Origin of the sequence: Streptomyces dengpaensis (assembly GCF_002946835.1) — a bacterium.
Classification (GTDB): domain Bacteria; phylum Actinomycetota; class Actinomycetes; order Streptomycetales; family Streptomycetaceae; genus Streptomyces; species Streptomyces dengpaensis.
Genome location: NZ_CP026652.1, coordinates 7,646,772 through 7,672,424, shown reverse-complemented (window position 1 = coordinate 7,672,424; position 25,653 = coordinate 7,646,772). Strand labels below are relative to the sequence as shown.

Sequence of the window (25,653 nt, the reverse complement as noted above, 5' to 3'; positions counted from 1 at the left end):
GCCCCGTCCCCAGTCGTCTTCCTCTCCAGTCGCGGTCGGCTTCCGTGCCGTCGCGGTCGGTCGGGGCCGATTCCTTGCCGCGGGGCGAAAAATAGTTTGCCGCCGACCACGCTGCGGCGCGAACCTTTCACGGCTTGTTGCCGGCCTTCGCGGTCGGCCGGTTGCCGAATTCGCGGCTCCCTCCATCCCTGACACGAGCCACTGGGACGTCATGCAGATCCAAGACCTTCCGTACTTCGACCCGGGTACGCCGGACGCGCGCTCGGGTCCCCGATTCCTGTGGTGGCTCGGCCGGAATCAGCTCGGCGGGCAGTTCAAGGCCCTGGCCTGGGGGCTGCTGCACTTCGTGGCCGTCTCCGGGCTGCCGTTCTGCGTCGGCCTCGCCATCCAGGCCGTTGTCGACCGCTCCGGCACCCGGCTCGCGGTGACGGGCGGGCTGATGGTGCTGTGCGGGGCGGGCATCGCGCTGGGCGACACCATGCTGCACCGCACCGCGGTCACCAACTGGATCACGGCCGCCGCGCGTGTCCAGCAGCTGCTGGCCCGCAAGACCGCCCAACTGGGCTCCGCCCTGACCCGGCGTGTCTCGGCCGGTGAGGTCGTCGCGGTGTCCACCGGCGACGTCGAGAAGATCGGCTGGTTCGTGGAGGCCGTGTCGCGGTTCGCGGCGGCCGCCCTGACCGTAGTGCTGGTCTGTGCCGGCCTGGTCGTCTACCAGCCGGCGCTCGGCGTGATCGTCGCCGTGGGCGTGCCCGTCCTGGCGCTCGCCGTGCTGCCCCTGCTGCCCCGCGCCACCCGCCGCGCCGACTTCCAGCGCGAGAAGGCCGGACGCGCCACCGAGCTGGCCTCGGACACCGTCGCGGGCCTGCGCGTACTGCGCGGCATCGGCGGCGAGGAACTGTTCCTCGACCGGTACCGCCGCGCCTCCCAGGAGGTCCGCCGGGCGGCCGTGCGCAGCGCTCGCATGTGGTCGCTGATCTCGGCCATCCAGGTGCTGCTGCCCGGTCTGCTGATGATCGCCGTCGTCTGGCACGGCGTGCATCTGGCCCGCGACGGCCGGATCTCCGTCGGCGAACTGGTCACCGTGTACAGCGCGGTCATGCTGCTCACCTATCCCTTGCGGCACTTCGAAGAGATCGCGATGGCCTACTCCTTCTCGCGTCCGTCCGCCGGGCGGGCGGCCCGCGTGCTGTCTCTCGAACGGGCCATGGACAGCGACGGAACCCGTTCCGCACAGGTGCCGGGCGGCGATCTGTACGACCCCACGACCGGGCTGCTCGCGCCCGCCGGACGGCTCACCGCCGTGGTGTGCGGCGATCCGGACGCGGCGGGCCTGCTGGCGGAGCGGCTCGGCGGACACCCTTCCGAAGAGGGCACCTCGGTGCTCCTCGGGGGCGTACCGCTGGACGAACTGCCGCTCGACTGCGCCCGTACCGCCGTCCTCGTCCAGGACAAGGACCCGGTGCTGCTGTCCGGCTCGCTGCGCGAGCTGCTCGACGTGCCGGCGTCGGGTTGCGTCACCGCCGAGGCCGCGCTGTCCGCCGCGCAGTGCGGCGACGTCCTGGACGCGCTCGCCCAGGGGTCGTTGGACGCCGAGGACCCGATGGACGCCCGCATCACCGAACGCGGACGCTCCCTCTCGGGCGGCCAGCGCCAGCGTCTCGCGCTGGCCCGGTCGCTGATCACGGACCCCGAGGTGCTGGTCCTGGACGAACCGACGTCCGCCGTCGACTCGCACACCGAGGCCCGGATCGCCGACGGCGTGCGCTCCCTGCGCACCGGGCGCACGACGGTCGTGTTCACCTCCTCGCCGCTGCTCCTGGACCACGCGGACCGGGTTGTGCTGGTGCACGAGGGCGAGGTAGCGGCGGTCGGCGTACACCGCGAACTCGTGCACAGCGAGCCGCGGTACCGGGCCGTGGTGACCCGGGAGACGGATGAAGAGGCCGCACTGAGCGGCGTGAGTGAAGCCGTACTGGAAGCGGATGACGTCGTTCTGGACGGCGTACTGGAAGAGATCGAGGAGACCGCATGATCGGCGTGGCGCCACCGGCGTACGACCCGGCCGCCCCGACGGCGGCGAACACCCTGCCCGTCGGCGCGCCCACGACCGTACGCGCCTATGTGGCCGAACTGTTCCAACGGCACCGCAAGGCCTTCCTGCTCCTGATCACCGTCAACACCGTGGCCGTCGTCGCCTCGATGGCCGGGCCCTATCTGCTGGGCTCGGTCGTCGAACGGGTCGCGGACCCCGCGCGCGAACTCCATCTGGAACGGATCGCCGCGCTGTTCGTCGTCGCGCTCGTCGTCCAGGCCGTGTTCGTACGACAGGTACGGCTGCGCGGCGCCATGCTCGGCGAGCGGATGCTGGCCGATCTGCGCGAGGACTTCCTCGTACGGTCGGTCGGGTTGCCGCCCGGCGTCCTGGAGCGGGCCGGGACGGGTGACCTCCTGTCCCGTATCACCACGGACATCGACCGGCTCGCCAACGCGATGCGCGAGGCCGTGCCGCAGCTGGCCATCGGTGTGGTGTGGGCGGCGCTGCTGCTCGGCGGACTCGCCGTGACCGCGCCGCCGCTCGCCCCCGCCGTGCTGGTCGCCGTGCCGGTGCTGGTGGTCGGCTGCCGCTGGTATTTCAAGCGCGCGCCGTCGGCGTACCGCTCGGAGGCCGCCGGTTACGCCGCTGTGGCCGCCGTGCTCGCCGAAACGGTCGACGCGGGGCGCACCGTCGAGGCGCACCGCCTGGGCGAGCGCCGCATCGAACTGTCGGACCGCCGGGTCGAGGAGTGGACGGCATGGGAGCGGTACACGCTCTGGCTGCGGTCGGTCCTCTTCCCGGTCATCAACGTCACGCATGTGACGGTGCTGTGCTCGGTCCTGATGATCGGTGGGGTCTTCGTCCTGCAGGGCTGGATCGGAGTGGGCCAGCTGACGACGGGCGCGCTCATCGCGCAGATGCTTGTCGACCCGGTGGGGCTGATCCTGCGCTGGTACGACGAACTGCAGGTCGCCCAGGTCTCCCTGGCCCGCCTCGTCGGTGTCCGGGACATCGAGCCGGACGCGGGCGACCCGGCCGTGGCCCCGGACGGGCGCGACGTCCACGCGGACCAGGTCCACTTCGGCTACCGCGCGGGCGTGGACGTGCTGCGCGAGGTGTCCCTGGAGGTCGCGCCGGGCACCCGGCTCGCCCTGGTCGGCCCGTCCGGCGCGGGGAAGTCCACACTGGGCAGGCTACTCGCCGGGATCTACGCGCCCCGGGACGGCCGGATCACGCTCGGCGGCGCCGAACTGTCCCGGATGCCCGCCGAGGAGGTCCGCTCCCACGTGGCCCTGGTCAATCAGGAGCACCACGTCTTCGTGGGCCCCCTGCGCGACAATCTGCTGCTCGCCCGGACCGGCGCCGTCGACGCGGAGCTCTGGGCGGCGCTCGGCGCGGTCGACGCGGACGGCTGGGCTCGGGCCCTGGACGACGGCCTGGACACCGAGGTCGGCTCGGGCGGGCTCGCGCTCACTCCGGCCCAGGCCCAGCAGATCGCGCTGGCCCGGCTGGTGCTGGCCGATCCGCACACCCTGGTCCTGGACGAGGCGACCTCGCTCCTCGACCCGAGGGCGGCCCGCCATCTGGAACGCTCGCTGGCCCGCGTCCTCGACGGCCGCACCGTGGTCGCCATCGCGCACCGGCTGCACACCGCGCACGACGCGGATGTCATCGCCGTCGTGGAGAACGGCCGGATCAGTGAGCTGGGCAGCCACGACCAGCTGGTCGCCGCGGACGGCGCCTACGCGGCGCTGTGGCGGTCCTGGCACGGGTGAGCGGGCCGGGCCCACGGGCCCGGCCGCCCCCGGGTCCCATGGTCGGACCGCGTGGCGTTGCGCGGTGCCGAAGGGGGGTGGAAGGCTGGATGTGGACACCGGCTCGGGGACTCCGGGAACCACCTGGTTCACGGGGGCACCGCCTGTGTCCGGTGGCCCGCGCGCCGGCCGTCGCGTACGACGGCACCGGGCCGGCCCGACCCACCTGGAGGTACCCGTGGACAGCGCCGACGGATGGGGAGACGACGTCTACCAGCCCGACGGATCCGAGGTACAGGACGACGCGGGGCTGCTCGACGCTGAGGACACACTGCTCGCCGACGGCGTGGGCGATCCCCTCGACCGCGGCTGGTCCCCGCCGGAGCGGCCGTGGGCGGTGGAGCACGCCGGGGTGACCGCCGCGGAGGGCCACGAGGGCGAGACCCTGGACCAGCGCCTCGCCGAGGAACTGCCCGACATCGCCGAGCCCGACGGAGACGGCATCGGCGACTGCCAGGGCACCGACGGCGAACCCCTCGACAACGAGGTGGGCGCCTCGCGCTCCGGCCGTCTCGTGGCACCCGACGAAGGCGCGCACGAGGACGAGGAGAGCGGGCTCATCGCCATGGACGTGGGCATCGACGGCGCGGCGGCCTCGGCCGAGGAGGCCGCGATGCACATCGTCGACGAGGACACCCTGTCCGGCTGACCGGCCACCCGCCCCCTCCCTCAAGGAGCAACCATGCAGCAGGACAAGCAGCCCGACTACCACCCCGTCGTCTTCCGCGACCGCGCCGCCGGCTATGCCTTCCTCACCCGGTCCACCGCGACGAGCGACCAGACCATCGAATGGGACGACGGCGAGACCTATCCGGTCGTGGACGTCGAGATCTCCTCGGAGAGCCACCCGTTCTACACGGGCAAGGCCCGGACCGTGGACACGGAGGGACGGGTCGCCCAGTTCGAGCGGCGGTACGGGAGCGGAGGGCAGGGGTCCGGCGGGGGCGACACCGCCTGAGGGGGCGGGGTCCCAGCCCAGGAGGGAGCGCCTCGCAGTCCGGGAAGGCGGGCCTCGCAGCGGGATCAAGATCCCGCACCACTATCCGATCGACCTGCTGTGCAAGGCGGCCGCTGAGAGCAGACTGCTGCACGTCCCACGCTCGACGAACGCGCTGGTGAGCACCCCACCCTCCACGGTCCACTGACCTCAGATGACGTTGAGCGCGGCAGCGCACCCCACCCCGCCCAGCAGCATGAACGCCGGCATCAGCACCTTGAGCTCCACCCAGCTGCCGGCACGGAAGCGCATCGCCTTGGGCGGGCCGATGGGGTACCAGCGCTTGCGGCCGACGGGTATCGGCCACAGTATCGGGCAGCCGGACACCGTCAGCGCGTCCCCGATGTCGTGCACCAGGGCACCCAGGACGATCGGGAGCCCGAGCCACAGGTATTCCTGCCCCGGCGCGGTGAACAGCCAGTCCGAGCCGTTGCCCGGTTTGTCCAGGACTCCGGCAAGGATCCAGGCGCTCGTCGCGGCCAGCAGCCATACCAGGATGTCGCTGCTGGAACCACGCGCGGCCCGCCACAGCAACCCCTCGATGGCGAGCACCATGTGGACGAAGAGGATGGCCAGGACCGCCCAGCGTCCGCCGGTGATCGCCAGGGCCGAGGTGCCCGCGCCGATCAGCACCGCCCACAGCCAGGTGTGCGTCAGCGTACGGTGGCCACCGGAGCGCCGGGGGTCGCCCGGCTTCCTCGTCCCCTTGTAGACGGCGTACGAGAGCTTGTCGACGATCTCGCACAAGCTCCGCGAGACGGGCCCGAAGGCCCGCGAGATGGTGGCCGCCTTGTGGTCCAGATCGGGGGCGAGCGCGGCGCCGGCGCAGATCAGCGCGCCGACCAGCACGACCGGCCAGGGCATCGTATGGCCGGTCGCAGCGGCCGCCGCTCCGACACCGAGCCAGGCCGCGGCTCCCGACAGTGAGTGTGCTGGTCCCATCATGGCCGTACCCCGCCCCATTCCTCTTGTGCCGCTGTCCAGTTGCCCAGGTGCGTTGACGCTCTGTCGGCGCCACAGCGTAGCGTTCGTGATCATCGGACGAGCATCCGATTCCCCCATCGAGCGGGTTGACAGGCAAGATGGGGGCGTGACCCTCATCGATCAGCTCCCGCAGACCGCAGATCCCGACGCCCTCTACGAAGCCTTCGAGTCGTGGGCCGGGGAACGCGGTCTCACGCTCTACCCCCATCAGGAGGAGGCGCTGATCGAGGTGGTTTCGGGTGCGAACGTGATCGTCTCGACGCCCACCGGCTCGGGCAAGAGCATGATCGCCGCGGGCGCGCACTTCGCGGCGCTCGCCCGGGACGAGGTCACCTTCTACACCGCGCCGATCAAGGCGCTCGTCTCGGAGAAGTTCTTCGAGCTGTGCAAGCTCTTCGGCACCGAGAACGTCGGCATGCTCACCGGCGACGCCTCCGTGAACGCCGACGCCCCCGTCATCTGCTGCACGGCCGAGGTGCTGGCGTCCATCGCGCTGCGCGACGGCAAGAACGCCGATGTCGGCCAGGTCGTCATGGACGAGTTCCATTTCTACGCGGAGGGCGACCGCGGCTGGGCGTGGCAGATCCCGATCCTGGAACTGCCGCAGGCGCAGTTCATCCTGATGTCGGCGACGCTCGGCGACGTCTCGATGTTCGAGAAGGACCTCACCCGGCGCACCGGCCGCCCCACGGCGGTGGTCCGTTCCGCCACCCGTCCCGTCCCGCTGTCCTACGAGTACGTGCAGACTCCGCTGACGGAGACGCTCACCGAACTGCTCGCGACCAAGCAGGCTCCGGTCTACATCGTGCACTTCACCCAGGCCCAGGCCGTGGAGCGGGCGCAGGCGCTGATGAGCATCAACATGTGCACGCGTGAGGAGAAGGACCAGATCGCCGAGCTGATCGGCAATTTCCGCTTCACCACCAAGTTCGGCCGCAACCTCTCCCGCTACGTACGCCACGGAATCGGTGTGCACCACGCGGGCATGCTGCCCAAGTACCGCCGACTGGTGGAGAAGCTGGCCCAGGCAGGTCTCCTCAAGGTCATCTGCGGCACGGACACGCTCGGTGTCGGTGTCAACGTCCCCATCCGCACCGTGCTGTTCACGGCGCTGACGAAGTACGACGGCAACCGGGTCCGGACGCTGCGCGCCCGTGAGTTCCACCAGATCGCCGGCCGCGCCGGACGTGCGGGTTTCGACACGGCCGGCTTCGTCGTGGCGCAGGCACCCGAGCACGTCATCGAGAACGAGAAGGCGCTCGCCAAGGCGGGCGACGACCCCAAGAAGCGCCGCAAGGTGGTGCGCAAGAAGGCTCCCGAGGGCTTCGTCGGCTGGACGGACAACACCTTCGAGAAGCTCATCGCCTCCGAGCCCGAGCCGCTGACCTCTCGCTTCCGCGTGACGCACACCATGCTGCTGTCGGTGATCGCCCGGCCCGGCGACGCCTTCAAGGCGATGCGGCACCTGCTGGAGGACAACCACGAGCCGCGCAAGCAGCAGTTGCGGCACATCCGGCGGGCGATCGCGATCTACCGCTCGCTCCTCGACGGCGGCATCGTGGAGAGGCTCGACGAGCCGGACCCGACGGGCCGCATCGCACGCCTCACCGTCGACCTCCAGCAGGACTTCGCGCTCAACCAGCCGCTGTCGACGTTCGCGCTCGCCGCGTTCGAGCTGCTGGATCCCGAATCCCCCTCGTACGCCCTCGACATGGTGTCCGTCGTCGAGTCCACGCTGGACGATCCGCGGCAGATCCTCGCGGCCCAGCAGAACAAGGCGCGCGGCGAGGCCGTTGCCGCGATGAAGGCCGATGGCGTCGAGTACGAGGAGCGCATGGAGCGGCTCCAGGACGTGTCGTACCCCAAGCCGCTGGAGGAACTGCTCTTCCACGCGTACAACACCTACCGCAAGAGTCATCCGTGGGTCGGCGATCATCCGCTGTCTCCGAAGTCCGTGATCCGCGATATGTACGAGCGCGCGCTGTCCTTCACCGAGTTCGTCTCCTTCTACGAGCTCGCCCGCACCGAGGGCATTGTCCTGCGTTACCTCGCCAGTGCCTACAAGGCCCTTGAGCACACCGTCCCGGACGACCTCAAGTCGGAGGACCTGGAGGACCTGATCGCCTGGCTGGGCGAGATGGTGCGTCAGGTCGACTCCAGCCTCCTGGACGAGTGGGAGCAGCTCGCCAATCCGGAGGAGATGACGGCCGAGGAGGCGCAGGAGAAGGCCGACCAGGTCAAGCCGGTCACCTCGAACGCCCGCGCCTTCCGTGTCCTCGTCCGCAACGCGATGTTCCGCCGGGTCGAACTCGCCGCTCTCGACAACATCGACGAGCTCGGCGAGATGGATGCCGACTCCGGCTGGGACGCCGATGCCTGGGGCGAGGCGATGGACAAGTACTGGGACGAGTACGAGGACCTCGGCACCGGGCCGGACGCCCGTGGGCCCAAGCTGCTGCTGATCGAGGAGGAGCCGCAGAACGGGCTGTGGCGCGTCCGTCAGACCTTCGCCGACCCGAACGGCGATCATGACTGGGGCATCAGCGCGGAGGTCGACCTCGCGGCCTCCGACGCGGAGGGTCGCGCCGTCGTCAAGGTCACCGACGTCGGCCAGCTGTGAGCACAGGAGAATCCCAGTCATGACGAATCCGGCCGAGAGGCTCGTCGATCTGCTCGACCTGGAGCAGATCGAGGTCAACATCTTCCGTGGCCGCAGCCCGCAGGAGTCACTGCAGCGGGTGTTCGGCGGCCAGGTGGCGGGCCAGGCGCTGGTCGCCGCCGGCCGCACCACCGAAGGCGACCGGCCGGTGCACTCGCTGCACGCGTACTTCCTGCGCCCTGGCCGGCCGGGCGTGCCGATCGTGTACCAGGTCGAACGGGTCCGGGACGGGCGGTCGTTCACCACCCGCCGCGTCACCGCCGTACAGCAGGGCCGCACGATCTTCAATCTGACCGCCTCCTTTCACCAGCCTGAGGAAGGGAGCTTCGAGCATCAGCTGCCGCCGGCCCGCGAGGTTCCGGACCCGGAGTCGCTGCCGACGGTGACGCAGGAGATCAAGGAACATCTGGGCGCGCTCCCCACGGCCTTGGAGCACATGGCGCGGCGCCAGCCCTTCGACATCCGCTATGTGGACCGGTTGCGCTGGACTCCCGATGAGGTCAAGGACGTCGAGCCGCGCAGCGCGGTGTGGATGCGTGCCGTCGGGCCGCTGGGCGACGACCCGCTCGTGCACACCTGCGCCCTCACGTATGCGAGCGACATGACTCTCCTGGACGCCGTCCGCATCCCGGTGGAACCCCTGTGGGGTCCGCGGGGCTTCGACATGGCCTCGCTGGACCACGCCATGTGGTTCCACCGGCCGTTCCGCGCGGACGAGTGGTTCCTGTACGACCAGGAGTCCCCGATCGCGACGGGCGGACGCGGGCTGGCCCGCGGGCGCATCTACGACGTGGAGGGACGCCTGCTCGTCTCGGTCGTCCAGGAGGGACTCTTCAGGGCGCTGTGGGACAGGGCTCCGTAAGACGACGCCGGACCGTCAGGGGCTTCTGCGGCGCAGCCACCCGAGCAGCCTCCGTGGCCGCTCGGGCCCCTCACCAACGGGCCCCTCGTCTTGGGGCCGTTCACTTTCAGGTCCCTCACTTTCGGGCCCCGCGCCTTCGGGCCCGCCGCGGTCAGGCCCCTCGCCGCGCGTTCCCTCACGGTCAGGTCGCTCGTGTGCCGGGCGCGGGGCCGGGCGGAGCTCTCGGGCTTCGACGAGGGCCTGGGCGAGGTCAGCCCTGAGCCAGCTGATCTCGTCGGGGTCGTCGGCCGTCATGATGCGTGCGGCGATGTGTGCGGCGGGAGAATCCGGTGCGCCGTGGGCGGCTCGCTCGGGTCGGAAGCGGTTCAGATAGTTGCGTTCGTAGGGATCCCTGACGATCTCCGCCACTTGGACGGGGTCGAGCAGGGACGCCACGACCGCCGCCCGAGCCCAGGGGTCCTCGGTCTGCCGCAGCAGGAATCCCAGATGGCGTCCCCGCCAGTTGCGCGGGCGGAGGTCCAGGCCTTCGCCCAGCTGGTCACGGAGTCCCTCGGGAAACCGTATCCGGCTCGACGGACATCGCGGGGAGCCTGTGGATAACTTTGATCGCGGCGACGTATGCGCAGGTCACACGTCTGAGACGGGCGTGCTTTCCGGCTCTCGCGCGTCGACGCGAAGGTGTTCGCCGACGCGGTTCACGAGCAGAGTCATCTCGTACGCGACCTGGCCGATGTCGGCCTCCGCGGCGCTGAGGACACACAGACAGCTGCCGGCGCCCGCGGCGGTGACGAAGAGCACCGCGTCGTCGAACTCAACCATGGTCTGGCGCACTTGACCCGCGCCGAAGTGACGGCCGGAGCCCTTGGCCAGACTGTGCAGGCCTGATGAGACCGCGGCGAGATGTTCGGCGTCGTCGCGCCGGAGTCCGGTGCTCGCGCCCGTCACCAGGCCGTCGTTGGACAGCACCAGCGCGTGCCGTATGTGTTCGACGCGCTCGGTGAGGTCGTCCAGCAGCCAGCCAAGTCCCGTGTTCTGCGCCATGATCCGGTCTCCCCGTCCCCGTGGTGTCGTCTCCCCCTGGCCGGAGGATCTGACCAGCCACCCTTCCCCACAGCCGCCGTCCGGGCAAGGAGGACGGGCGGCATGGCAGAGAAGATGACCGACGAGCAGGGGTGGGCGGTCGTCTCGCGCGGCACCCGCACCGGATACGCGCGGCACCCGCACCGGATACGCGCGGCACCCGCACCGGATACGCGCGGCGCCCGCGCCGGATGACTGTCCGCCGTCCGGGCCGACGGAATTCCGCTTCTCAGCCGACGGAGTCGAGCAGCCGGGCGGTGTGCACCCGCCCGGCGTACTCGACGAGACGAATCAGCACCTCCTTCCCGGAGTCGCGGTCACGTGCGTCGCAGAGCACCACGGGCGTGCCCCGGTCGAGGTCGAGGGCGCGGGACACGTCCTGAGCGCCGTAGGTGCGGGCGCCCGTGAAGCAGTTGACGGCCACCACGAACGGGATGTGCCGGTGCTCGAAGTAATCCACCGCGGGGAAGCAGTCTTCGAGTCGCCGGGTGTCCGCGAGGACGACAGCGCCGAGGGCGCCCTGCGACAACTCGTCCCACAGGAACCAGAACCGGTCCTGGCCCGGGGTTCCGAAGAGGTAGAGCGAGAGGCCGGACCTGATGGTGATGCGTCCGAAGTCCATGGCCACGGTCGTCGTGACCTTCTGATCCACGCCGTCGGTGTCGTCCACCGACTGACCCGCCTCGCTCAGCAGTTCCTCGGTGCGCAGCGGCCGGATCTCACTGACCGCGCCCACCAGGGTGGTCTTGCCCACGCCGAATCCGCCGGCGACCAGTATCTTCAACGCCAGGGCGGCCATCTCGCCACCCGAGGCGTCGGAGTTCTCGGAGACCATCGATCACTTCTCTCGGGAGTGCCGACTACGGTCGACGTCGGTTCATCTGTGTGGGGTGTCTGCCGGTGCGGCTGCAGGGGCCGCGCGTCGGTACATCTGTGCGGGTGTGCGAAGTCAGCATCATGACAACTGCCGCTCAATTTCGAGGGATTGGACCGCAACGGGCCGGTTGTGAACGCCTCGCGCCCATTCGGTGCCCGGATGTGGGCACATAGAGGCGCAGGACACTCCGCCGTGGTTCATCTAGAGCGCCCTCAGTCCCTCGATCACCTCGCGGAGGATCCGCTCGTCGGGCAGTTGTGCGGGCGGCACGGGGCGGCTGACGGTGACGCAGCCCAGTTCCAGGAGGTCGCCGAGGAGCACCCTGACCACGCCTACGGGCAGGTCTGCGCCGGCGGCCAGTTCGGCCACCGATTGTGTTTCGATGCGGCACAGTTCGATCAGCGCCCGGTGTTCCGGTCCGAGCGAGGTGTCGTCGTCGACGCCGGGTGCGCCGGTGTCGAGCGTGACCAGGGCGATGAGGTCGAAGCGCACCCCGGTGGGGCCGGGTTTGGTGCGCCCGCCCGTCATCGCGTAGGGCCGGACGAGCGGTCCGGCCTCGTTGTCGTACCACTGGCTGCCCGGCTGGGGCGGGATGCCCGGCGTGTCCTCGGTCATCTGTACCGACCGTCCTCGCTCATCCGGCGGCGGGCGGCTGTGCGCCGACGCGCGGCGGCGTGTAGAGATGCTCGCCGACGCGCTTGACCAGCAGTGCCATCTCGTACGCCACCAGGCCGATGTCGGCCGTGACGGCGGTGAGGAGGGCGAGGCACGAACCGTCCCCCGCCGCGGCGACGAAAAGGAAGCCGTCGTCCATCTCCACCATCGTCTGCCGTACCCCGCCGGCACCGAAGTGGCGCCCTGCGCCCTTGGCCAGGCTGTGGAAGCCGGAGGCGACGGCGGCGAGGTGTTCGGCGTCCTCGCGCCGCAGGCCGGTGGACGCGCCCACGGCGAGTCCGTCGTTCGACAGCACCACGGCGTGTCGCACTTCGGCCACGCGCAGCACCAAGTCGTCCAGCAGCCAGTCGAGTTCGCCGGACCGCTGGGCGGCCCTCATGCTCGGGTCCTGGATCATGCGGGGTCTCCTTCGCTGCTGTCGCTGCCCGCTTCGGGGTCGGGGGTGGCGCCGAGGCCGGGTGTCCTGCCGCCGCCGCGTGCCCAGCCGTTGCGGTAGGCCGCCATGCGGTCCCGTACGAGTTCGGGGGTGCGCTCGTCGTCGCTCTGGGGACCCGGCGCAGGTGTCGGTTCCTCGGAGCGCCGCTCGCGCAGTTGGGGGGCGAGATTCGCCTGCCGTACACGCCGTGGGAGGTCGTCGGATCCTTCGGAGTCGTCCGGAGGCCGGTGCAGCCGCAGCGTGGTGACTCCAGGGGGTGGGCTTTCCGGCGAGCCGTTCACGGGGGCTTCGGCGGCGGTCTGCACCGGGGGCACCAGTGCGGGCCGCTCGGTGATGGCCTGGACGGAGTCCTGTTCCGGGGCGGCGGGCACGCGCGCGTACTTGCGCTCTTCGGGCCTTGTGGTGTCGGCCCTACGGGGGGAACGTTCCGCCGCGCCGCCGTGCAGCAGGGCCGTGGGAAGCAGGACGACCGCGGTGGTGCCGCCGTAGGGCGAGGTCCGCAGGTGCACCTTGATGCCGTGCCGGGCCGCGAGCCTGCTGACCACGAAAAGGCCGAGCCGGTCGCTGTCGAACAAGTCGAGGGCCTCGGACTGCTCGATGCGCCGGTTGGCCTCGGCGAGCGTCTCCTTGCCCATGCCGAGCCCCCGGTCCTCGACCTCGACCGCGTACCCGTTGCCGACCGGTTCGCCGGTGATCCGCACGCGGGTGTGCGGCGGCGAGAACTGTGCGGCGTTCTCGACGATTTCCGCCAGAAGGTGCGTGAGGTCGGCTACCGCGGCTCCGACCACCGATGCTTCGGGGAGTTGCCGTACCTCCACGCGCGCGTAGTCCTCGACTTCGGAGACGGCCGCGCGGACCACGTTCGTCAGCGAGACCGGCATGCGCCAGGCCCGGCCGGGCGCGGCTCCGGAGAGGATGATCAGGCTTTCCGCGTGGCGCCGCATCCGTGTGGTGAGATGGTCGAGGCGGAACAGGTCGCTCAGCTCGTTCGGGTCGTCGGACCTGCGCTCCATGCTGTCCAGCAGGCTCAGTTGGCGGTGCACGAGGACCTGGCTGCGGCGGGCGAGATTGACGAAGACCCCGGAGATTCCGCTGGCGAGTTCGGCGCGTTCGACGGCGGCGCGCAGGGCGGCTCGGTGGACGGTGCCCAGGGCCTCCGCGACCTGTGCCGTCTCGTCCTCGGCGGGCGGCCCGGGCGGGGCCTCGGCACGGACGTCGATCTCCTCTCCCGCGCGCAGTTTGCGCATGGCCTGCGGCAGTTTGCGTCGCGCGATCTCGAGGGCGCTGTTGCGCAGGCTCACCAGTTCGACGACGAGGCCGCGTCCGATGCGCACGGAGATGACGAGCGACGCGACGACGGCGGCGAGTCCGAACAGGACCGCGGCACCGGCGGGGGTGAGCAGACCGCGGGTGAACGGGTCCGCACGGTCCGCGACACCACGTCGCGCGTTCGCCTCGATCGTGCGCATTCCGTCCTGCACGCGCGCGTGGGCGGTGTTCCAGTCGCTCTCCGGCGCGGCGTCGATCGCCTTGGCGCCGGGGCGCGAGACGAGCACCTTGTCCTCGACGGCGCGTACGTCGGTGTACGCACTCCCCTCCACGAGGTCGTGCCAGGCGGCTCGTTCAGGCCCGCTCAGATCGGCGACGGCCGCATCGCTCAGAGTGCGGCGGGTGTCGACGGCGCCGGTGAACAGCCGCAGCCGCTCGCCGTCGAGGCTCCCGGCGAGGCGGGCACTGGACAGCACCGCGTCCTCCTGGGCAAGCGCTTCCCCGGCCCGGGAGAATTCGAGCAGCACGCGCGCGTCGGAGCCGAGGTCGGCGTCTTGGATGCCGGTGAGCGCGCCGCCCACGCCGAAGGCCGTCGAGATGGCCTTGGTGTACTGCCCGTACGTCTCGTCCCAGCCGGTACGGCGGTCGAGCACAGCGGTGCGCAGGGACCGCAGTCGCTCGACTCCGGTGACAAAGGCGTTGAGGCGCCCGGCCACCCCCGCGGGCAGGTCGGCGCCGTCGGCGACGGTGTTGTGGTCGCCCAGCCGCAGCTTCGCCACCGCTCGGTCGGTGCGCCGCGCCAGGTTCTTGAGGTCGCCCGGCCGCTCGGCGGTGGGGTCGGTCGCGTAGCGGACGGCGGCCGCGCGTTCGGCCTGGAGGGCGGCGACGGCTGCGTCGACCGGGGCTCGGACCGTCAGGTCCACGCGCTGCAACTGCCGTAGCCGCGCGACGTCCTGGGCGGTGCTCACCGTGGCGTACGCCCATAGGGCGAGCAAGGAGACGACCGGCACCATCAGCAGGCAGACGATCTTGGCTCGTACGGTGCGGGGCCGGATGCGCCGGCGTCCCGCGCGCGCGGGCGCCTCTGTCGGCCTCCCCGCGACGGTCTCGTCGATGTCCGCGCGCTCGTCGGCCGGCGGGCCGGCGTGCGCGCGGCGACCGCGCGGCAAGGGCTGGGGCGGCGGTTCGGCGCCGGCTGTGGGGGTCCTACGGGGTGTACGCATGGCCTCCTCGCTCGGAAAGGTTCAGGGCGTGCCTTCCGGGCCGTCGTGGTCCAGGCTCGCCGCTAGCGGGCGACGCTCTCGACCGGCCGCTGGGCCGACGCGGATGCCTCGCGCTCGCCGGCCGTGGGCGACAGCGCGACGAACGCCGATGTCAGGAAGAGATAGGACCCGAGGCCGACGGCGAGGGGGAAGATGAACTGCATCGCCGTGGCCCCGGGCAGGGCCTCGCCGGAGGGGCTGACGCGCACGCTCACCGCGATCATTCCGGTGTAGTGCATGCTGCTCACCGCGCCACCCATGACCAGGGAGGCGATGGCGACCGCGACCGGCGACTTGATGTTGAGCGCCGCCCACAGGGCCGCGGTCGCCGCGACCACGGCGATGACGACGGAGAGCGCGACCAGTGCGGGGTCATAGTGCACCTGGCCGTGCAGCCGCAGGGCGGCCATGCCCAGGTAGTGCATGCTCGCGACGCCGAGTCCGGTGGTGAGGCCGCCGAGGACCAGCGCACGGCCCCGGTCGCGGCCGTAGCCGACGGCGAAGACGCCCGCGCCGACGACGACCATGGCGACGAGCAGGCTGAGGATGGTCAGCGGCACGTTGTAGCGCATCTCGGTGCCGCTGACGCTGAAGCCGAGCATCGCCACGAAGTGCATCGTCCAGATGCCGGTGCCGATCGCGGAGGCCGCGGTGAGGAGCCAGTTGCGGCGTGACCGCCCGGTGGCGCCGAGCGCGCGGACGGTGCAGCGCAGCCCCAGGGCGGCGCCTATACAGGCCATCACGTACGACAGCACGGGGGTCAGCCAGCCGAAGGCGGCGTGGTCCAGGTGTCCCATGGCCAAGGGACGCTAGTCCGGGCAGGGGCGCGCAAAGGGGGCGCATTTCGAAAGCTGTTGCAATATGACGAAGAGAGGTACCTGAACGATCGCGTCACGCTCGAACATGTGCACCGCGTCGTTCTTCGTGTCGATGAGGGATCATGCGGAACATGAGCAACGACCACACACGCGTCCAGGAGTTCTTCTCGGCACGCGCGGCAAACTGGGACACCCGGTTCCCCGACGACGGGCCCGCGTACGCGGCCGCGGTCGGCGAGCTGGGTCTGCGCGAGGGCGACCGGGTGCTCGACGCGGGCTGCGGCACCGGCCGTGCCCTGCCGCCCCTGCGAGCGGCCGTGGGGGCGTCCGGAGTGGTCATCGGGGCCGATGTGACCCCGGCCATGCTGGAGGCCGCCGTACGGGCCGGGCGCGACCAGGACGCGCAGTTGCTGGTCGCCGATGTCGCGGGGCTGCCGTTGCGTACGGAGTCGCTGGACGCGGTGTTCGCGGCGGGTCTGATCGCACATCTGCCGGACCCGGCGGAAAACCTACGGGAGTTGGCACGCGTGGTGCGGCCGGGCGGCACTCTGGCGCTGTTCCATCCGATCGGCCGGGCGGCACTCGCGGCCCGGCAGGGCCGGCAGATCACCCCGGCCGACCTGCGCGCTGAGGCCAACCTCCGCCCCCTGCTGGCCGGTTCCGGCTGGGACATGACGTCGTACGTCGACGAGGACGCCCGCTTCCTCGCGCTGGCCGTACGCCGCGGCTGACTCCTCAGCCTCCAGAGGGCCGGCCTTCTTCAGACGCGCGCGTGGCCGCCGTTTTCGACGTACGTCCTCCTCCGTAGGAGGTGATGCCACTGCCGCCGCGGTGACCGGTGGCCCGATGCCGGGAACGGCCGTTTCACCGGGGTCGTCCCCCTTCTGCCGCCGAAGCTCCAACTCTACGTTGTGTAGGAGCAGATGAACGATCAGGGATGACCATCGCACAGGGGGAAGGTGGCCCGATGTCCGGCATGTTCGGAAGGATTCGCAAGATATGGCGCAAGAAGACGGTCGAGCGGACCGAGGAGCGGTCGACCGTGACGCCACGGACGGAGAGGCGCGGGCACAACCTGTTCGAGGCGGCCGCGGCGTATGTGTCGGCGTGCGCGGAGGACGACCAGGACCAGATCGACGAGGCAGCGGCATGGGTGTCGCCGGAGGCCCTGTCCTTCGGAGTGAACGAGTTGGCCTGCCGGGCCGTGATCGCCCTCGCGCGGGAACGCGACGAGTCGCCCCGGACGGTGGCCCGCACACTGCTCGGGCTGCCCGCGGCCTGACCCTGGATGACCGGGACGGTCGTTTCGCCCCTGTCCAGCCGGATAACTGCAGCTCCGCGTGTGCTTCGGACTCGTGACAAGCGCCTTACGGTCGCATTAGGGTGCGCCGACGAACGTAGCGATGGGGAGGCTGGGATGGCCGGGACAGACGGTGACGCCGTCGCCACCGGGGACGACGACGCACTGTATGTGCTGACGGCGGTGTTGCTGACACCCGCGAAGTTCCCCAGCGTGCTGGGGGACGACTACCCGGAGGCCTGTGCGGCGCTCGGTCTCGCGCCGCTCGCCGACGGGTACGGTCTCGTGCTCGGCCAGGACGGCGAGGGCGCGCGGTGGACGGTCGCCATCGACGACGTCTCGCTGGTCGCCGTCGCCATCGCCTCCTGGGACTGCGGAATGGAGCACGAACTGTCTCCGGACGACCGCACGGTCGTCGCCGCGCTGCCCGGCTGGCCCCTCGAGGTCGCCGTCTCGGCCCCCGGGGTGCCGGCCCCGCACGATCCCGCGCCCGAAGTCACGGAGCAGCCCCCGCTCAGCCCGCCGGACACCGCCACCTGGGGCCCTGCCCAGCGGCGCCTCGGCGCCGACGAGATCGCGCTGCAGTGGGCGACCTGGCGGGAACAGATCGACGACAGCGACTTCATGACGTCGGAGGGTGAGGCCCAGGCCGAGGAGAAGGCCCAGGAGGAGAGCGGCGACGGCGAGCCGCGCAGCGGCGTCCGCAGGGTGCTCGCGGAGGCCCGCTCCTATGTGGACACGCCGCCTCCGCTCGGCCGTGTCCGGTCGGCCTTCGCCACCGGCGACGCCCGGACCCTGCGCGCCGACGGCCCCGGCTGGTCCCTGGTCGCCAGGACCGACGACATCGCGTTCGTCCTCCTCGACGAGGAGCCCGGAGAGGTCCTGCCCGTCGGCCGCGGACCAGAACTGCCGGGTCTCCTGGAGGCCCTCGACAAGATGGCGGTGCGGCCGAGCTGAGCCGCCGCACCACGCGGGATCCCCGTGGCACGGCCCTTGCCGGTCCCCCTCCCCTGTCAGCGGATCGCGTCCGCGTCGATGAGCAGGGCCGCCATGGCGGTGTCGTGGTCCGGATGTGCGCGCAAGGCGTCCAGTTCGGCCCGCCAGGGGTCGTCCCAGGCCGTACCCCGCCCGCCCATGCGGACCAGGGTCAGCGCGAGCAGTCCGGAAGCGGGAGTTTCGTGGCGGCGCAGTGCCCGTGCCGCGGCGAGCAGAGCGGTCCGCACAGGGGGACGGCCGACATCCGCGGTCGCGTACTCCAAGGACTGAAGCCGTTGCGGCGCCTCCTCGCACAGCGTGAGCAGCCGTTCCCACCGGTGCGCTGCGTAGTCACCCCGGCGTACGCAGGCCATGGCCGCGTTCCGTGTAGCAGGGGCTCGCCTTGGGCGAGGGGCAGGGCCGCGGCCAGGCGCGCCGTCGACCAGGAGGGCCTGCCGTGTCGCTCCAGCCAGGGGGCGAGCAGGTTCACGCGATCTGCGGGGTCCAGTGCGGCGAGCATGGTCAGTGCGGCGCCGCGTGTCCGGCCCCGGCCCACGGTGCGGCTCTCGACGATGCTCCGCCGCTCCGCGGGCGGCAGGAGCCGCAGCAGGCCGTCGGGCGACACCTCACGGCGGCCGGGTGTGCGGTCACGACTGGCGCTGGAGGGACAGCGTTCGGCCAGAGCGACGAGGTCCTCGACGGGCAGTTCCGCCAGAGCGCGGCGTTGGGAGGACGGCAAGGGCCCCGCGGGGATGGGGTGTTCCTCGGGCCAGCCGTCGAGGTGTGGCCTCGCCGTGCGCAGGACGGCGAGGGATTCGGCGGGCAGGCGGAGCGCCGCGAGGACTCCGGGCGGGGTGAGCAGGTCGGGTGCCCGTTCCAGGAGGACCAGTGCCGCGTGTGCGTCACGTTGGGCGGCGACCGAGGCGACGGCCCGGTAGCGGCGCGTGAACCGGTACGCGTCCTGGCGTGCCCTCTCCTCACGGCGTGCGGCGAGATGTTCCGCCACCGCACGAGGGGCCGTACGGGCCAGCGAGTTCAGCGCCCCGAAGGGCACGTCGAGGCGAGGCAGCCATGCCTCCGCGGTTTCCGCCGGGCAGGCGCCCAGCAGGCGCGCCGCTTCCTGGGCGCCATGACGCTCGTACACCTGAGGCAGCAGTTGGGCAGCGAGGGTACGGCGGCGGCTGCGCCGCAGGAGGCGGTACGTGTCGTGACGCGTCGCCCTGATGTCGCTCAGCGCGAGAGGTTCCAGGGCGTGTTCGGGGATCGGCAGCCGGAGTGCGGCCGAGCGTGCACGGCGGCCCAGCAGAGGGTCGGTGAGGGCTTCGGTCACCCGGCCGAGGTCGCGGCGGGCGACGGCCAGGAACAGCGCCCTGTGCCGTTCGTCGGGGTCACCGGCGTCGAGGGCACCGTGGAGGGATGCGTACGCGTGCGGGGTGAGCGTGCGGGCGTAACGTGCCAGGGCGCTCATCCGTGCCGGGAAGGGCAAGGGGTCGAAGTGGGCCTTCAGCCAGGCGGGCGTCAGCGGCGCCGGCGGGGTCTGGGGCTGTCCGGATCGGGACGGGGACTGCGGCGTCTGCGACGCCTCGTATGCGGCCATCAGCGCTCACCGTGGAGTCGCTGGGCCTCCTTTCCAAAGGTCATGCGGTCATCGTCGGGGGCAGGCGGTCAGGTGCGCAAAGGGTTTTCGTGGGCCACGCGCGCGTGGTCGTGGAGTGGGACGGGGCTGGCGCCCGCCGTCGTGGAGTGGAACACGGCATGCGCCCGTCGTCGTGAAGTGGAACGGGGCACGCGGCCCCGCTCGCGGACCGCGCCGACTGCGGCAGGCCCGCGAGCGGTGCTGTGGCCCCCCGGGGGCTGGACGGGGCCGCACCGGGGCTGTGGCTCCTCAGCGGCCGAGCTCCTTGCGCGTGGCGCGGCGCAGCCTGCGCCGCTGTGAGGGGTCCAGTGCGAGGTATGCCGCCGCCGGGACTCCCAGCACGATCAGGAGTGCGGCCCACCAGGGCAGCCAGATCAGCAGGATGAGGCCGACCGCCACACCTCCTGCGGCGATCTTCGCGTTCTTCGACATGTGTCGCCTCCTTCGCGGCTGCTGCCGCTCTCTGTCCTGAGAACGGGTCCTTGCTTCCCACGGTTCCGGACCGCGACCCTGATACGTCCCTGAGGCGCGCCCCCTACTCAACCCTGAGAGGCTCCCCGACCTCATGCATGTGGCGCAGGGCCTGTCGGTAGGAGTCGACGAGCCCGGTCTCCGTGTAGGGGATACCCAACTCCTGGCAGTGAGCGCGCACCAGGGGCTGGGCGCGTCGCAGATGAGGCCGGGGCATGCCGGGGAACACATGGTGCTCGATCTGGTAGTTCAGGCCGCCGAGGAACCAGTCCGTGAGAACTGCGCCGCGCACGTTGCGCGAGGTGAGTACCTGGCGGCGCAGATGGCCCCAGCGCTCGCCGCCCGGGTCGGGCATGTCCATGCCCTTGTGGTTGGGCGCGAAGGCCATGCCCAGATGCAGGCCGAACAGTGCCTGGTGGAGGGCGGCGAAGGCCAGGGCCTTCCCGAGGGACATGGAGGTGAGCAGCAGGGTCGCGTAGGCGACGACGTGGGTCACCAGCAGCAGGGCCTCCACGGCCCGCTCACGCGGCGGCTGTCGGCGAAGGTCCTGGAAACCGTGGACCTTCAGGGCGACGCCCTCGAGGAGGGTGAGCGGGAAGAAGAGCCAGGCCTGATTGCGGGTGAGCCAGCGCCGGAAGCCGGCCCGGCCCTTGGCCTGCTCACAGGTGAACACCAGGACGTCGGCGACGACGTCGGGGTCCTTGTCGATGTGGTTCGGGTTGGCGTGGTGGCGGTTGTGCTTGTGGTTCCACCAGGAGTAGCTCCTCCCCAGGAGCAGGTTGCCGTGGATGAGCCCGATCAGGCGGCTGACGGACTTGTTGCCGGTGATCTGGGAGTGGCCCGCGTCGTGGCCTATGAAGGCGGTCCGGGCCGCGAGGACGGCGAGCACCGGGGTGAGAATCAGCGTCCACCAGGAGTTGCCGATCAGGGCGACGCCGGTGACGACACCGGCCAGGGCGAGCGCGTTCACGGCGATCTCGCGCGCGTACCAGCCGTGGCGCCGCTGCAGGAGTCCCTTGTCTTTGACGGTACGCAGGAGAGACGCGAACTCGCTTCCGGGGGTCTGCCCGACGCTCACCCCTGGAGGGTGTTCCGCGAGGACTGCGGCGGTCTGGGACATGCTCGGTCTCCGGTCTCTCAGGGGAACGGGCTGACCTGATGAAACGTACAAATCGGTGACCTTCGGCGACCATGGCGCCACCACCCGTGTACGGTCGGGGGTTTCCCGGTGGGGCGTAGGGGTGTTGGCTACACCTCGCGCACGGTGACCCACGTCATGCCCGGTCGTTCTCGCCTGGCCCCCGGAGTGCTGTACTCTCGGCGACCCACCCCCCAGTAGTCAAATTTGAGGAATGCGCTATCGCTGTGCAGAGGCTTCCCGCGGCAACCCCCGCCGAGATCTCCGAACTGGCCCGCTGCTGTGCCGTGTTCGTGCCCGCCGATCCGCCCCGTACCGGCAGCGTCGCGTTCTGGCATCCCGAAGGCCACTCCCCTCCCGTGGTGGCTTCCGGTTCCGTCGAGGACCTGACCGTCGTGCTGCCCGCGGGCCAGGGCGTGGAGCTCGTGACCGTGCCCGCCCTGGTGCTTCCGGTGCGGGCCGCTCTGCCGGTGCTCACACGCGCGCGTGCCGGCGCGCAGGCGCACCGGGCTACCGCGTTCTGGGGCGCGGCCGCCGTGCTGGCCCTCCAGTTCGCAGCGCGCGGACTGCTGCTGCCGGGACTGACGGCCGGTGACCACGACGCGTGGCGCGCGGGCCCCTTGCGCGCTGAGGACCTGGAGCGGATCCGCGAGCTGGCCGCCGCGATGCCGCCCGACGCGCACGCGGTGCCGGTGGACGGCGCCGATCCGCTGCGGCTGCCCGACCCTGAGCGGCTGCTGCGCGCCTTCCTGGACGCGGTCGCCGACGCACTGCCCCGCTCGCCCGCGGCAGCGCTCGCGGCGGGCGGCCCGGCCTTCGCGGCGCCGGAGCCGCAGCACGTGCCCGAGCAGCGCGCCTGGGCCACGGACGTCGCCGCGGTGCACGACGCGGACGTACGGCTCTCTCTGCGCGTCGAGGTGCCGGGGCTGGCGTCGGCGGTGTCGGACGAGACCCGGCCTGTCTTCCGCGTGGTGCTGCAGCTGCACAGCGTGAGCGATCCGGCCCTCGTGGTGGATGCCTCCGCCGTCTGGGCCGGATCCTCGAGCTTCGGGCCGCGCGCGCGGATGGATGCCCTGCTCGCGCTGCGCCGAGCGGCCCGGGCCTGGGCACCGCTGACTCCTCTGCTCGCGGCAGCCGTGCCGCACGCCGTCGAACTAGCCGACGAGGAAGTCTCCGAGCTCCTCGGCGAAGGCGCCCGCATGCTGGCGTTCGCCGGTGTCGACGTGCACTGGCCGAAGGAGCTGGCACGCAAGCTGACGACCCGCGCGGTCATCGGCCCGCCGGACGAAGGGAAAGGCCCCGGCAAGGTTTCCTCCGACGCGCCGTCGTTCCTGTCCGCGGACGCGCTGCTCGCCTTCAACTGGTGGTTTGCGCTGGGCGATCAGCAGCTCACCCGGCAGGAGCTGGACCGGCTGGCCGAGGCGAACCGGCCCATGGTGCGGCTGCGCGACCAGTGGGTCCTGGTCGACCCGCGAGAGGTACGCCGCGCCCAGGCACAGCAGGACCGCAAGGTCACGCCCATCGACGCGCTGAGTGCCGCTCTGACGGGCTCCACGGATGTCGACGGCCAACGGGTCGACGTACGGGCCACGGGATGGCTGGCGACCCTGCGGGAGCGGCTGGCGGACCCGGAGGGGCAGGAGCCGGTCAGGCAGCCCGCCGCGCTCCACGCGACGCTGCGGGACTACCAGGCCCGGGGTCTCAACTGGCTGGCCCGGATGACCTCTCTGGGACTGTGCGGCTGCCTGGCCGACGACATGGGCCTGGGCAAGACGATCACGCTCATCGCCCTGCATCTGCACCGGCAGACCGACGAGTCCGCCGCGGGCCCCACACTCGTGGTCTGCCCGGCCTCCTTGATGGGCAATTGGCAGCGCGAGATCGAGAAGTTCGCTCCCGGCACCGCCGTCCGCCGTTTCCACGGTTCTCGGCGCAGCCTGGAGGGCCTGGCCGACGGCGAGTTCGTCCTCACGACGTACGGCACGATGCGGCTCGACCCGCCGCGGCTCGCCGAGATGCCCTGGGGCATGGTGGTCGCGGACGAGGCCCAGCACGTGAAGAACCCCTATTCGGCGACGGCGCGGGCGCTGCGCACCATCGGCGCACGCGCGCGCGTGGCACTCACCGGCACCCCGGTGGAGAACAACCTCTCGGAGCTGTGGGCGATCCTCGACTGGACGACACCGGGGCTGCTCGGCAGGCTCGGCACCTTCCGCACGCACTATGCGCAAGCGGTCGAGGGCGGCCAGGATCCCGCGGCGGCCGAGCGGCTCGCCCGTCTCGTACGACCGTTCCTGCTGCGCCGCCGCAAATCGGACCCGGGCATCGCACCCGAACTGCCGCCGAAGACGGAGACAGACCGCGCCGTGGCGCTCACCAAGGAACAGGCGGGCCTGTACGAGGCCGTGGTGCGCGAAACACTCGCGGAGATCTCCGGCGCGGACAGCATGGCGCGGCGCGGCCTGATCGTGAAGCTCCTCACCGGACTGAAGCAGATCTGCAACCACCCCGCCCAGTTCCTCAAGGAAGACCGGCCGAAGATCGCCGGCAGGTCCGGAAAGCTGGAGCTTCTGGATGAACTGCTCGACACCATCCTCTCCGAGGGAGCGAGCGTTCTGGTCTTCACGCAGTACGTGGGGATGGCGCGCCTGATCGAGCGTCACCTGGCCGCCCGGGGCGTGTCGACGCAGTTCCTGCACGGAGGGACGCCCATCAACGAGCGTGAGGCGATGGTGGAGCGATTCCAGGAGGGCGAAATCCCCGTCTTCTTGTTGTCGTTGAAGGCCGCCGGCACAGGACTGAACCTGACCCGGGCCGAACATGTCGTGCACTACGACCGCTGGTGGAACCCGGCCGTCGAGGCCCAGGCGACGGACCGCGCGTACCGCATCGGACAGAGCCGGCCCGTCCAGGTGCACCGGCTCATCACCGAGGGGACCATCGAGGACCGCATCGCCGACATGCTGCGGCGCAAACAGCGGTTGGCGGACGCCGTCCTGGGCGCCGGTGAGGCGGCACTCACGGAGCTGACCGACGCGGAACTGGCCGACCTGGTGGAGTTGCGAGGGGGAGCACGATGACGGATCGGAACATGGAGCGTACGTTTGCCGCTTTGCCGCCCGCGCGGGGGCGGGGTTTCGCGCAGACGTGGTGGGGCCGGGCCTGGTTGAAGGCCCTGGAGGACGCGGCGTTGGACTCGGAGCAGGTGAAGACGGGCCGCAGGCTCGCGCGCGCCGGGGCTGTGGGGGCCGTATCGGTGCGTCCGGGGCGCATCACGGCCGTCGTCCAGGACCGCGACCGCACGACGCACCGGGCGGATGTCCTGCTTCAGGAACTCTCCGAGGACCAGTGGGACCGCTTCCTGGACATGGCCGTCGAGCGGGCCGGGCACATCGCGGCGCTGCTCGACCGCGACATGCCGCCGCACCTGGTCGAGGACGCGGCGGCCGCAGGAGTCGAACTCCTGCCGGGGCTCGGCGATCTGGAGGCGCAGTGCGACTGCGGCGCCTGGGACCACTGCGGGCACACGGCCGCCCTCTGCTACCAGATGGCGCGGTTGCTGGACCAGGATCCGCTCGTCCTGCTGTTGATGCGAGGGCGCGGCGAACGCGCCCTCCTGGACGAGCTCCAGGAACGCGGCAGCACCTCCGCGGAAGAGCCGCCGGACGCGTCCGGCGCCGGTCAGGAAGGCGTGGACGCCGCTGAGGCGTACGCGGCCGGGGACATCCTTCCGCCGCTGCCGGCCCTTCCGGAGCTGCCTCAGGAGCCCGGGCAGCCGCCCTCCCTGGACACCGAGGCCACGCCCGCACCCGGACTCGACCCAGCCGCCGTGGAGTTCCTCGCGGCCGCGGCGGCGGGCGAGGCGTACCGGCTCCTCGCCGAAGCGCTCGGTTCCGGGCACGGACAGCAGGCCGTCGAGGCAGAGTTGACCCTCGCGCAAGACTCGGTTCGGCTCGCCGCGAGCAGTCCGGAGCAGGCGATCACGCAGCGGCTCGCCGAGGGGTCGGGACGCGACGGCGAGGAGCTGCGACTCGCGGTACGCGCCTGGCGGTACGGAGGTGTGGACGCGTTGTCCGTCCTTGAGGACGAGTGGCCCGTGCAGGCCGAATCGCTGGCACGCGCGCGTGCCGCGCTGGAGTCCGCCTGGGAAGAGGACGAGCGGCCACTGCTCCGTGCCGCACACAACCGCTGGACGGCGGTCGGCGCGTCCACCCAGCTGCGTCTCGGCCGCGATGGCCGGTGGTGGCCGTATCGCAAGGAAGGGGGCCGCTGGGCGCCTGCGGGACCGGCGGTACGGGACCCGGCCACGGCGCTCGCGACGGCGGCAGGAGAACCGATGAATGGTTGACGCCCGGCATTCAC

The 25,653-nt window shown here is 71.4% G+C and carries 23 protein-coding genes and 1 pseudogene; 12 read left to right on the top strand and 12 right to left on the bottom strand.

Annotation, left to right across the window (positions count from 1 at the left end):
* Positions 1–211 precede the first annotated feature (211 nt).
* From C4B68_RS35745 to C4B68_RS35730, 4 genes are all read left to right on the top strand, one after another.
* A complete protein-coding gene (locus C4B68_RS35745) occupies positions 212–2,035 on the top strand; it encodes an ABC transporter ATP-binding protein (protein WP_099503412.1) in 1,824 nt (607 codons plus the stop codon).
* On the top strand, positions 2,032–3,813 hold the full coding sequence (locus C4B68_RS35740) for an ABC transporter ATP-binding protein (protein WP_099503414.1): 1,782 nt from the start codon (positions 2,032–2,034) through the stop codon (positions 3,811–3,813). Before C4B68_RS35745 ends, C4B68_RS35740 begins: the two co-directional genes overlap by 4 nt.
* Before the next feature lie 217 nt (positions 3,814–4,030).
* Positions 4,031–4,501 (top strand): DUF5709 domain-containing protein, encoded by a 471-nt coding sequence (locus tag C4B68_RS35735; protein ID WP_099503416.1) that lies wholly within the window; start codon positions 4,031–4,033, stop codon positions 4,499–4,501.
* A 33-nt stretch (positions 4,502–4,534) separates the two neighbouring features.
* Positions 4,535–4,810, top strand: coding sequence for a type B 50S ribosomal protein L31 (locus tag C4B68_RS35730; protein WP_099503418.1), 276 nt, complete (start codon positions 4,535–4,537; stop codon positions 4,808–4,810).
* A 189-nt stretch (positions 4,811–4,999) separates the two neighbouring features.
* Here the strand turns inward: C4B68_RS35730 and C4B68_RS35725 are convergent, their stop codons facing one another.
* Positions 5,000–5,794 (bottom strand): metal-dependent hydrolase, encoded by a 795-nt coding sequence (locus C4B68_RS35725; protein ID WP_099503419.1) that lies wholly within the window; start codon positions 5,792–5,794, stop codon positions 5,000–5,002.
* Positions 5,795–5,939: 145 nt separating this feature from the next.
* Here C4B68_RS35725 and C4B68_RS35720 point away from each other — a divergent pair, with 145 nt between their 5' ends.
* Positions 5,940–8,453 (top strand): DEAD/DEAH box helicase, encoded by a 2,514-nt coding sequence (locus C4B68_RS35720; RefSeq protein WP_099503421.1) that lies wholly within the window; start codon positions 5,940–5,942, stop codon positions 8,451–8,453.
* 19 nt (positions 8,454–8,472) lie between these two features.
* On the top strand, positions 8,473–9,354 hold the full coding sequence (locus C4B68_RS35715; protein ID WP_099503423.1) for an acyl-CoA thioesterase: 882 nt from the start codon (positions 8,473–8,475) through the stop codon (positions 9,352–9,354).
* A gap of 15 nt (positions 9,355–9,369) precedes the next feature.
* Here the strand turns inward: C4B68_RS35715 and C4B68_RS43720 are convergent.
* Both C4B68_RS43720 and C4B68_RS35700 read right to left on the bottom strand, forming a co-directional pair.
* Positions 9,370–9,915, bottom strand: a pseudogene (locus C4B68_RS43720) (DUF6397 family protein); the annotation flags it as partial.
* A gap of 66 nt (positions 9,916–9,981) precedes the next feature.
* Complete coding sequence (locus C4B68_RS35700; RefSeq protein WP_099503425.1) at positions 9,982–10,395, bottom strand: roadblock/LC7 domain-containing protein; 414 nt, start codon at positions 10,393–10,395, stop codon at positions 9,982–9,984.
* A 102-nt stretch (positions 10,396–10,497) separates the two neighbouring features.
* On the opposite strand from C4B68_RS35700, the gene C4B68_RS44205 reads away from it, so the two are divergent.
* A complete protein-coding gene (locus tag C4B68_RS44205; RefSeq protein ID WP_257217392.1) occupies positions 10,498–10,629 on the top strand; it encodes a hypothetical protein in 132 nt (43 codons plus the stop codon).
* Between the two features lie 34 nt (positions 10,630–10,663).
* Here the strand turns inward: C4B68_RS44205 and C4B68_RS35695 are convergent, their stop codons facing one another.
* The 5 genes from C4B68_RS35695 to C4B68_RS35675 all read right to left on the bottom strand — a co-directional run bounded on the left by C4B68_RS35695 (position 10,664) and on the right by C4B68_RS35675 (position 15,750).
* Positions 10,664–11,269 carry a GTP-binding protein gene (locus tag C4B68_RS35695; RefSeq protein WP_099503427.1) on the bottom strand — a complete coding sequence of 202 codons (606 nt, stop codon included), beginning with the start codon at positions 11,267–11,269 and terminating at the stop codon, positions 10,664–10,666.
* A gap of 243 nt (positions 11,270–11,512) precedes the next feature.
* Entirely contained in the window at positions 11,513–11,926 is a 414-nt protein-coding gene (locus C4B68_RS35690; RefSeq protein WP_099503429.1) for a DUF742 domain-containing protein, read from the bottom strand.
* A gap of 19 nt (positions 11,927–11,945) precedes the next feature.
* A complete protein-coding gene (locus C4B68_RS35685) occupies positions 11,946–12,383 on the bottom strand; it encodes a roadblock/LC7 domain-containing protein (protein WP_099503431.1) in 438 nt (145 codons plus the stop codon).
* Positions 12,380–14,914, bottom strand: a complete 2,535-nt coding sequence (locus tag C4B68_RS35680) for a sensor histidine kinase (protein WP_099503433.1) — start codon at positions 14,912–14,914, stop codon at positions 12,380–12,382. Before C4B68_RS35680 ends, C4B68_RS35685 begins: the two co-directional genes overlap by 4 nt.
* Before the next feature lie 62 nt (positions 14,915–14,976).
* Positions 14,977–15,750: an MHYT domain-containing protein gene (locus C4B68_RS35675; RefSeq protein WP_099503435.1), complete on the bottom strand. Its 774-nt coding sequence runs from the start codon at positions 15,748–15,750 to the stop codon at positions 14,977–14,979.
* Positions 15,751–15,893: 143 nt separating this feature from the next.
* Here C4B68_RS35675 and C4B68_RS35670 point away from each other — a divergent pair, with 143 nt between their 5' ends.
* From C4B68_RS35670 to C4B68_RS35660, 3 genes are all read left to right on the top strand, one after another.
* Complete coding sequence (locus tag C4B68_RS35670; protein ID WP_180289310.1) at positions 15,894–16,502, top strand: class I SAM-dependent methyltransferase; 609 nt, start codon at positions 15,894–15,896, stop codon at positions 16,500–16,502.
* Between the two features lie 245 nt (positions 16,503–16,747).
* Positions 16,748–17,053: a hypothetical protein gene (locus tag C4B68_RS35665; protein ID WP_099503486.1), complete on the top strand. Its 306-nt coding sequence runs from the start codon at positions 16,748–16,750 to the stop codon at positions 17,051–17,053.
* Between the two features lie 135 nt (positions 17,054–17,188).
* A complete protein-coding gene (locus C4B68_RS35660; RefSeq protein WP_099503437.1) occupies positions 17,189–18,028 on the top strand; it encodes a hypothetical protein in 840 nt (279 codons plus the stop codon).
* Between the two features lie 56 nt (positions 18,029–18,084).
* On the opposite strand, the gene C4B68_RS44200 is transcribed toward C4B68_RS35660, so the two are convergent.
* The 4 genes from C4B68_RS44200 to C4B68_RS35645 all read right to left on the bottom strand — a co-directional run bounded on the left by C4B68_RS44200 (position 18,085) and on the right by C4B68_RS35645 (position 21,273).
* Positions 18,085–18,207 (bottom strand): hypothetical protein, encoded by a 123-nt coding sequence (locus tag C4B68_RS44200; RefSeq protein WP_257217393.1) that lies wholly within the window; start codon positions 18,205–18,207, stop codon positions 18,085–18,087.
* 11 nt (positions 18,208–18,218) lie between these two features.
* Positions 18,219–19,643: a hypothetical protein gene (locus tag C4B68_RS35655; RefSeq protein ID WP_099503439.1), complete on the bottom strand. Its 1,425-nt coding sequence runs from the start codon at positions 19,641–19,643 to the stop codon at positions 18,219–18,221.
* Positions 19,644–19,931: 288 nt separating this feature from the next.
* The gene (locus C4B68_RS35650; RefSeq protein WP_099503441.1) at positions 19,932–20,114 is read right to left on the bottom strand and encodes a hypothetical protein; all 183 of its coding nucleotides are present in this window, start codon (positions 20,112–20,114) and stop codon (positions 19,932–19,934) included.
* A gap of 103 nt (positions 20,115–20,217) precedes the next feature.
* Positions 20,218–21,273 (bottom strand): fatty acid desaturase family protein, encoded by a 1,056-nt coding sequence (locus tag C4B68_RS35645; RefSeq protein WP_099503443.1) that lies wholly within the window; start codon positions 21,271–21,273, stop codon positions 20,218–20,220.
* Between the two features lie 245 nt (positions 21,274–21,518).
* Here C4B68_RS35645 and C4B68_RS35640 point away from each other — a divergent pair, with 245 nt between their 5' ends.
* The gene (locus tag C4B68_RS35640; protein ID WP_099503444.1) at positions 21,519–24,371 is read left to right on the top strand and encodes a DEAD/DEAH box helicase; all 2,853 of its coding nucleotides are present in this window, start codon (positions 21,519–21,521) and stop codon (positions 24,369–24,371) included.
* Complete coding sequence (locus tag C4B68_RS35635) at positions 24,368–25,639, top strand: SWF or SNF family helicase (RefSeq protein WP_099503446.1); 1,272 nt, start codon at positions 24,368–24,370, stop codon at positions 25,637–25,639. Before C4B68_RS35640 ends, C4B68_RS35635 begins: the two co-directional genes overlap by 4 nt.
* The last annotated feature ends 14 nt before the right edge of the window (positions 25,640–25,653 follow it).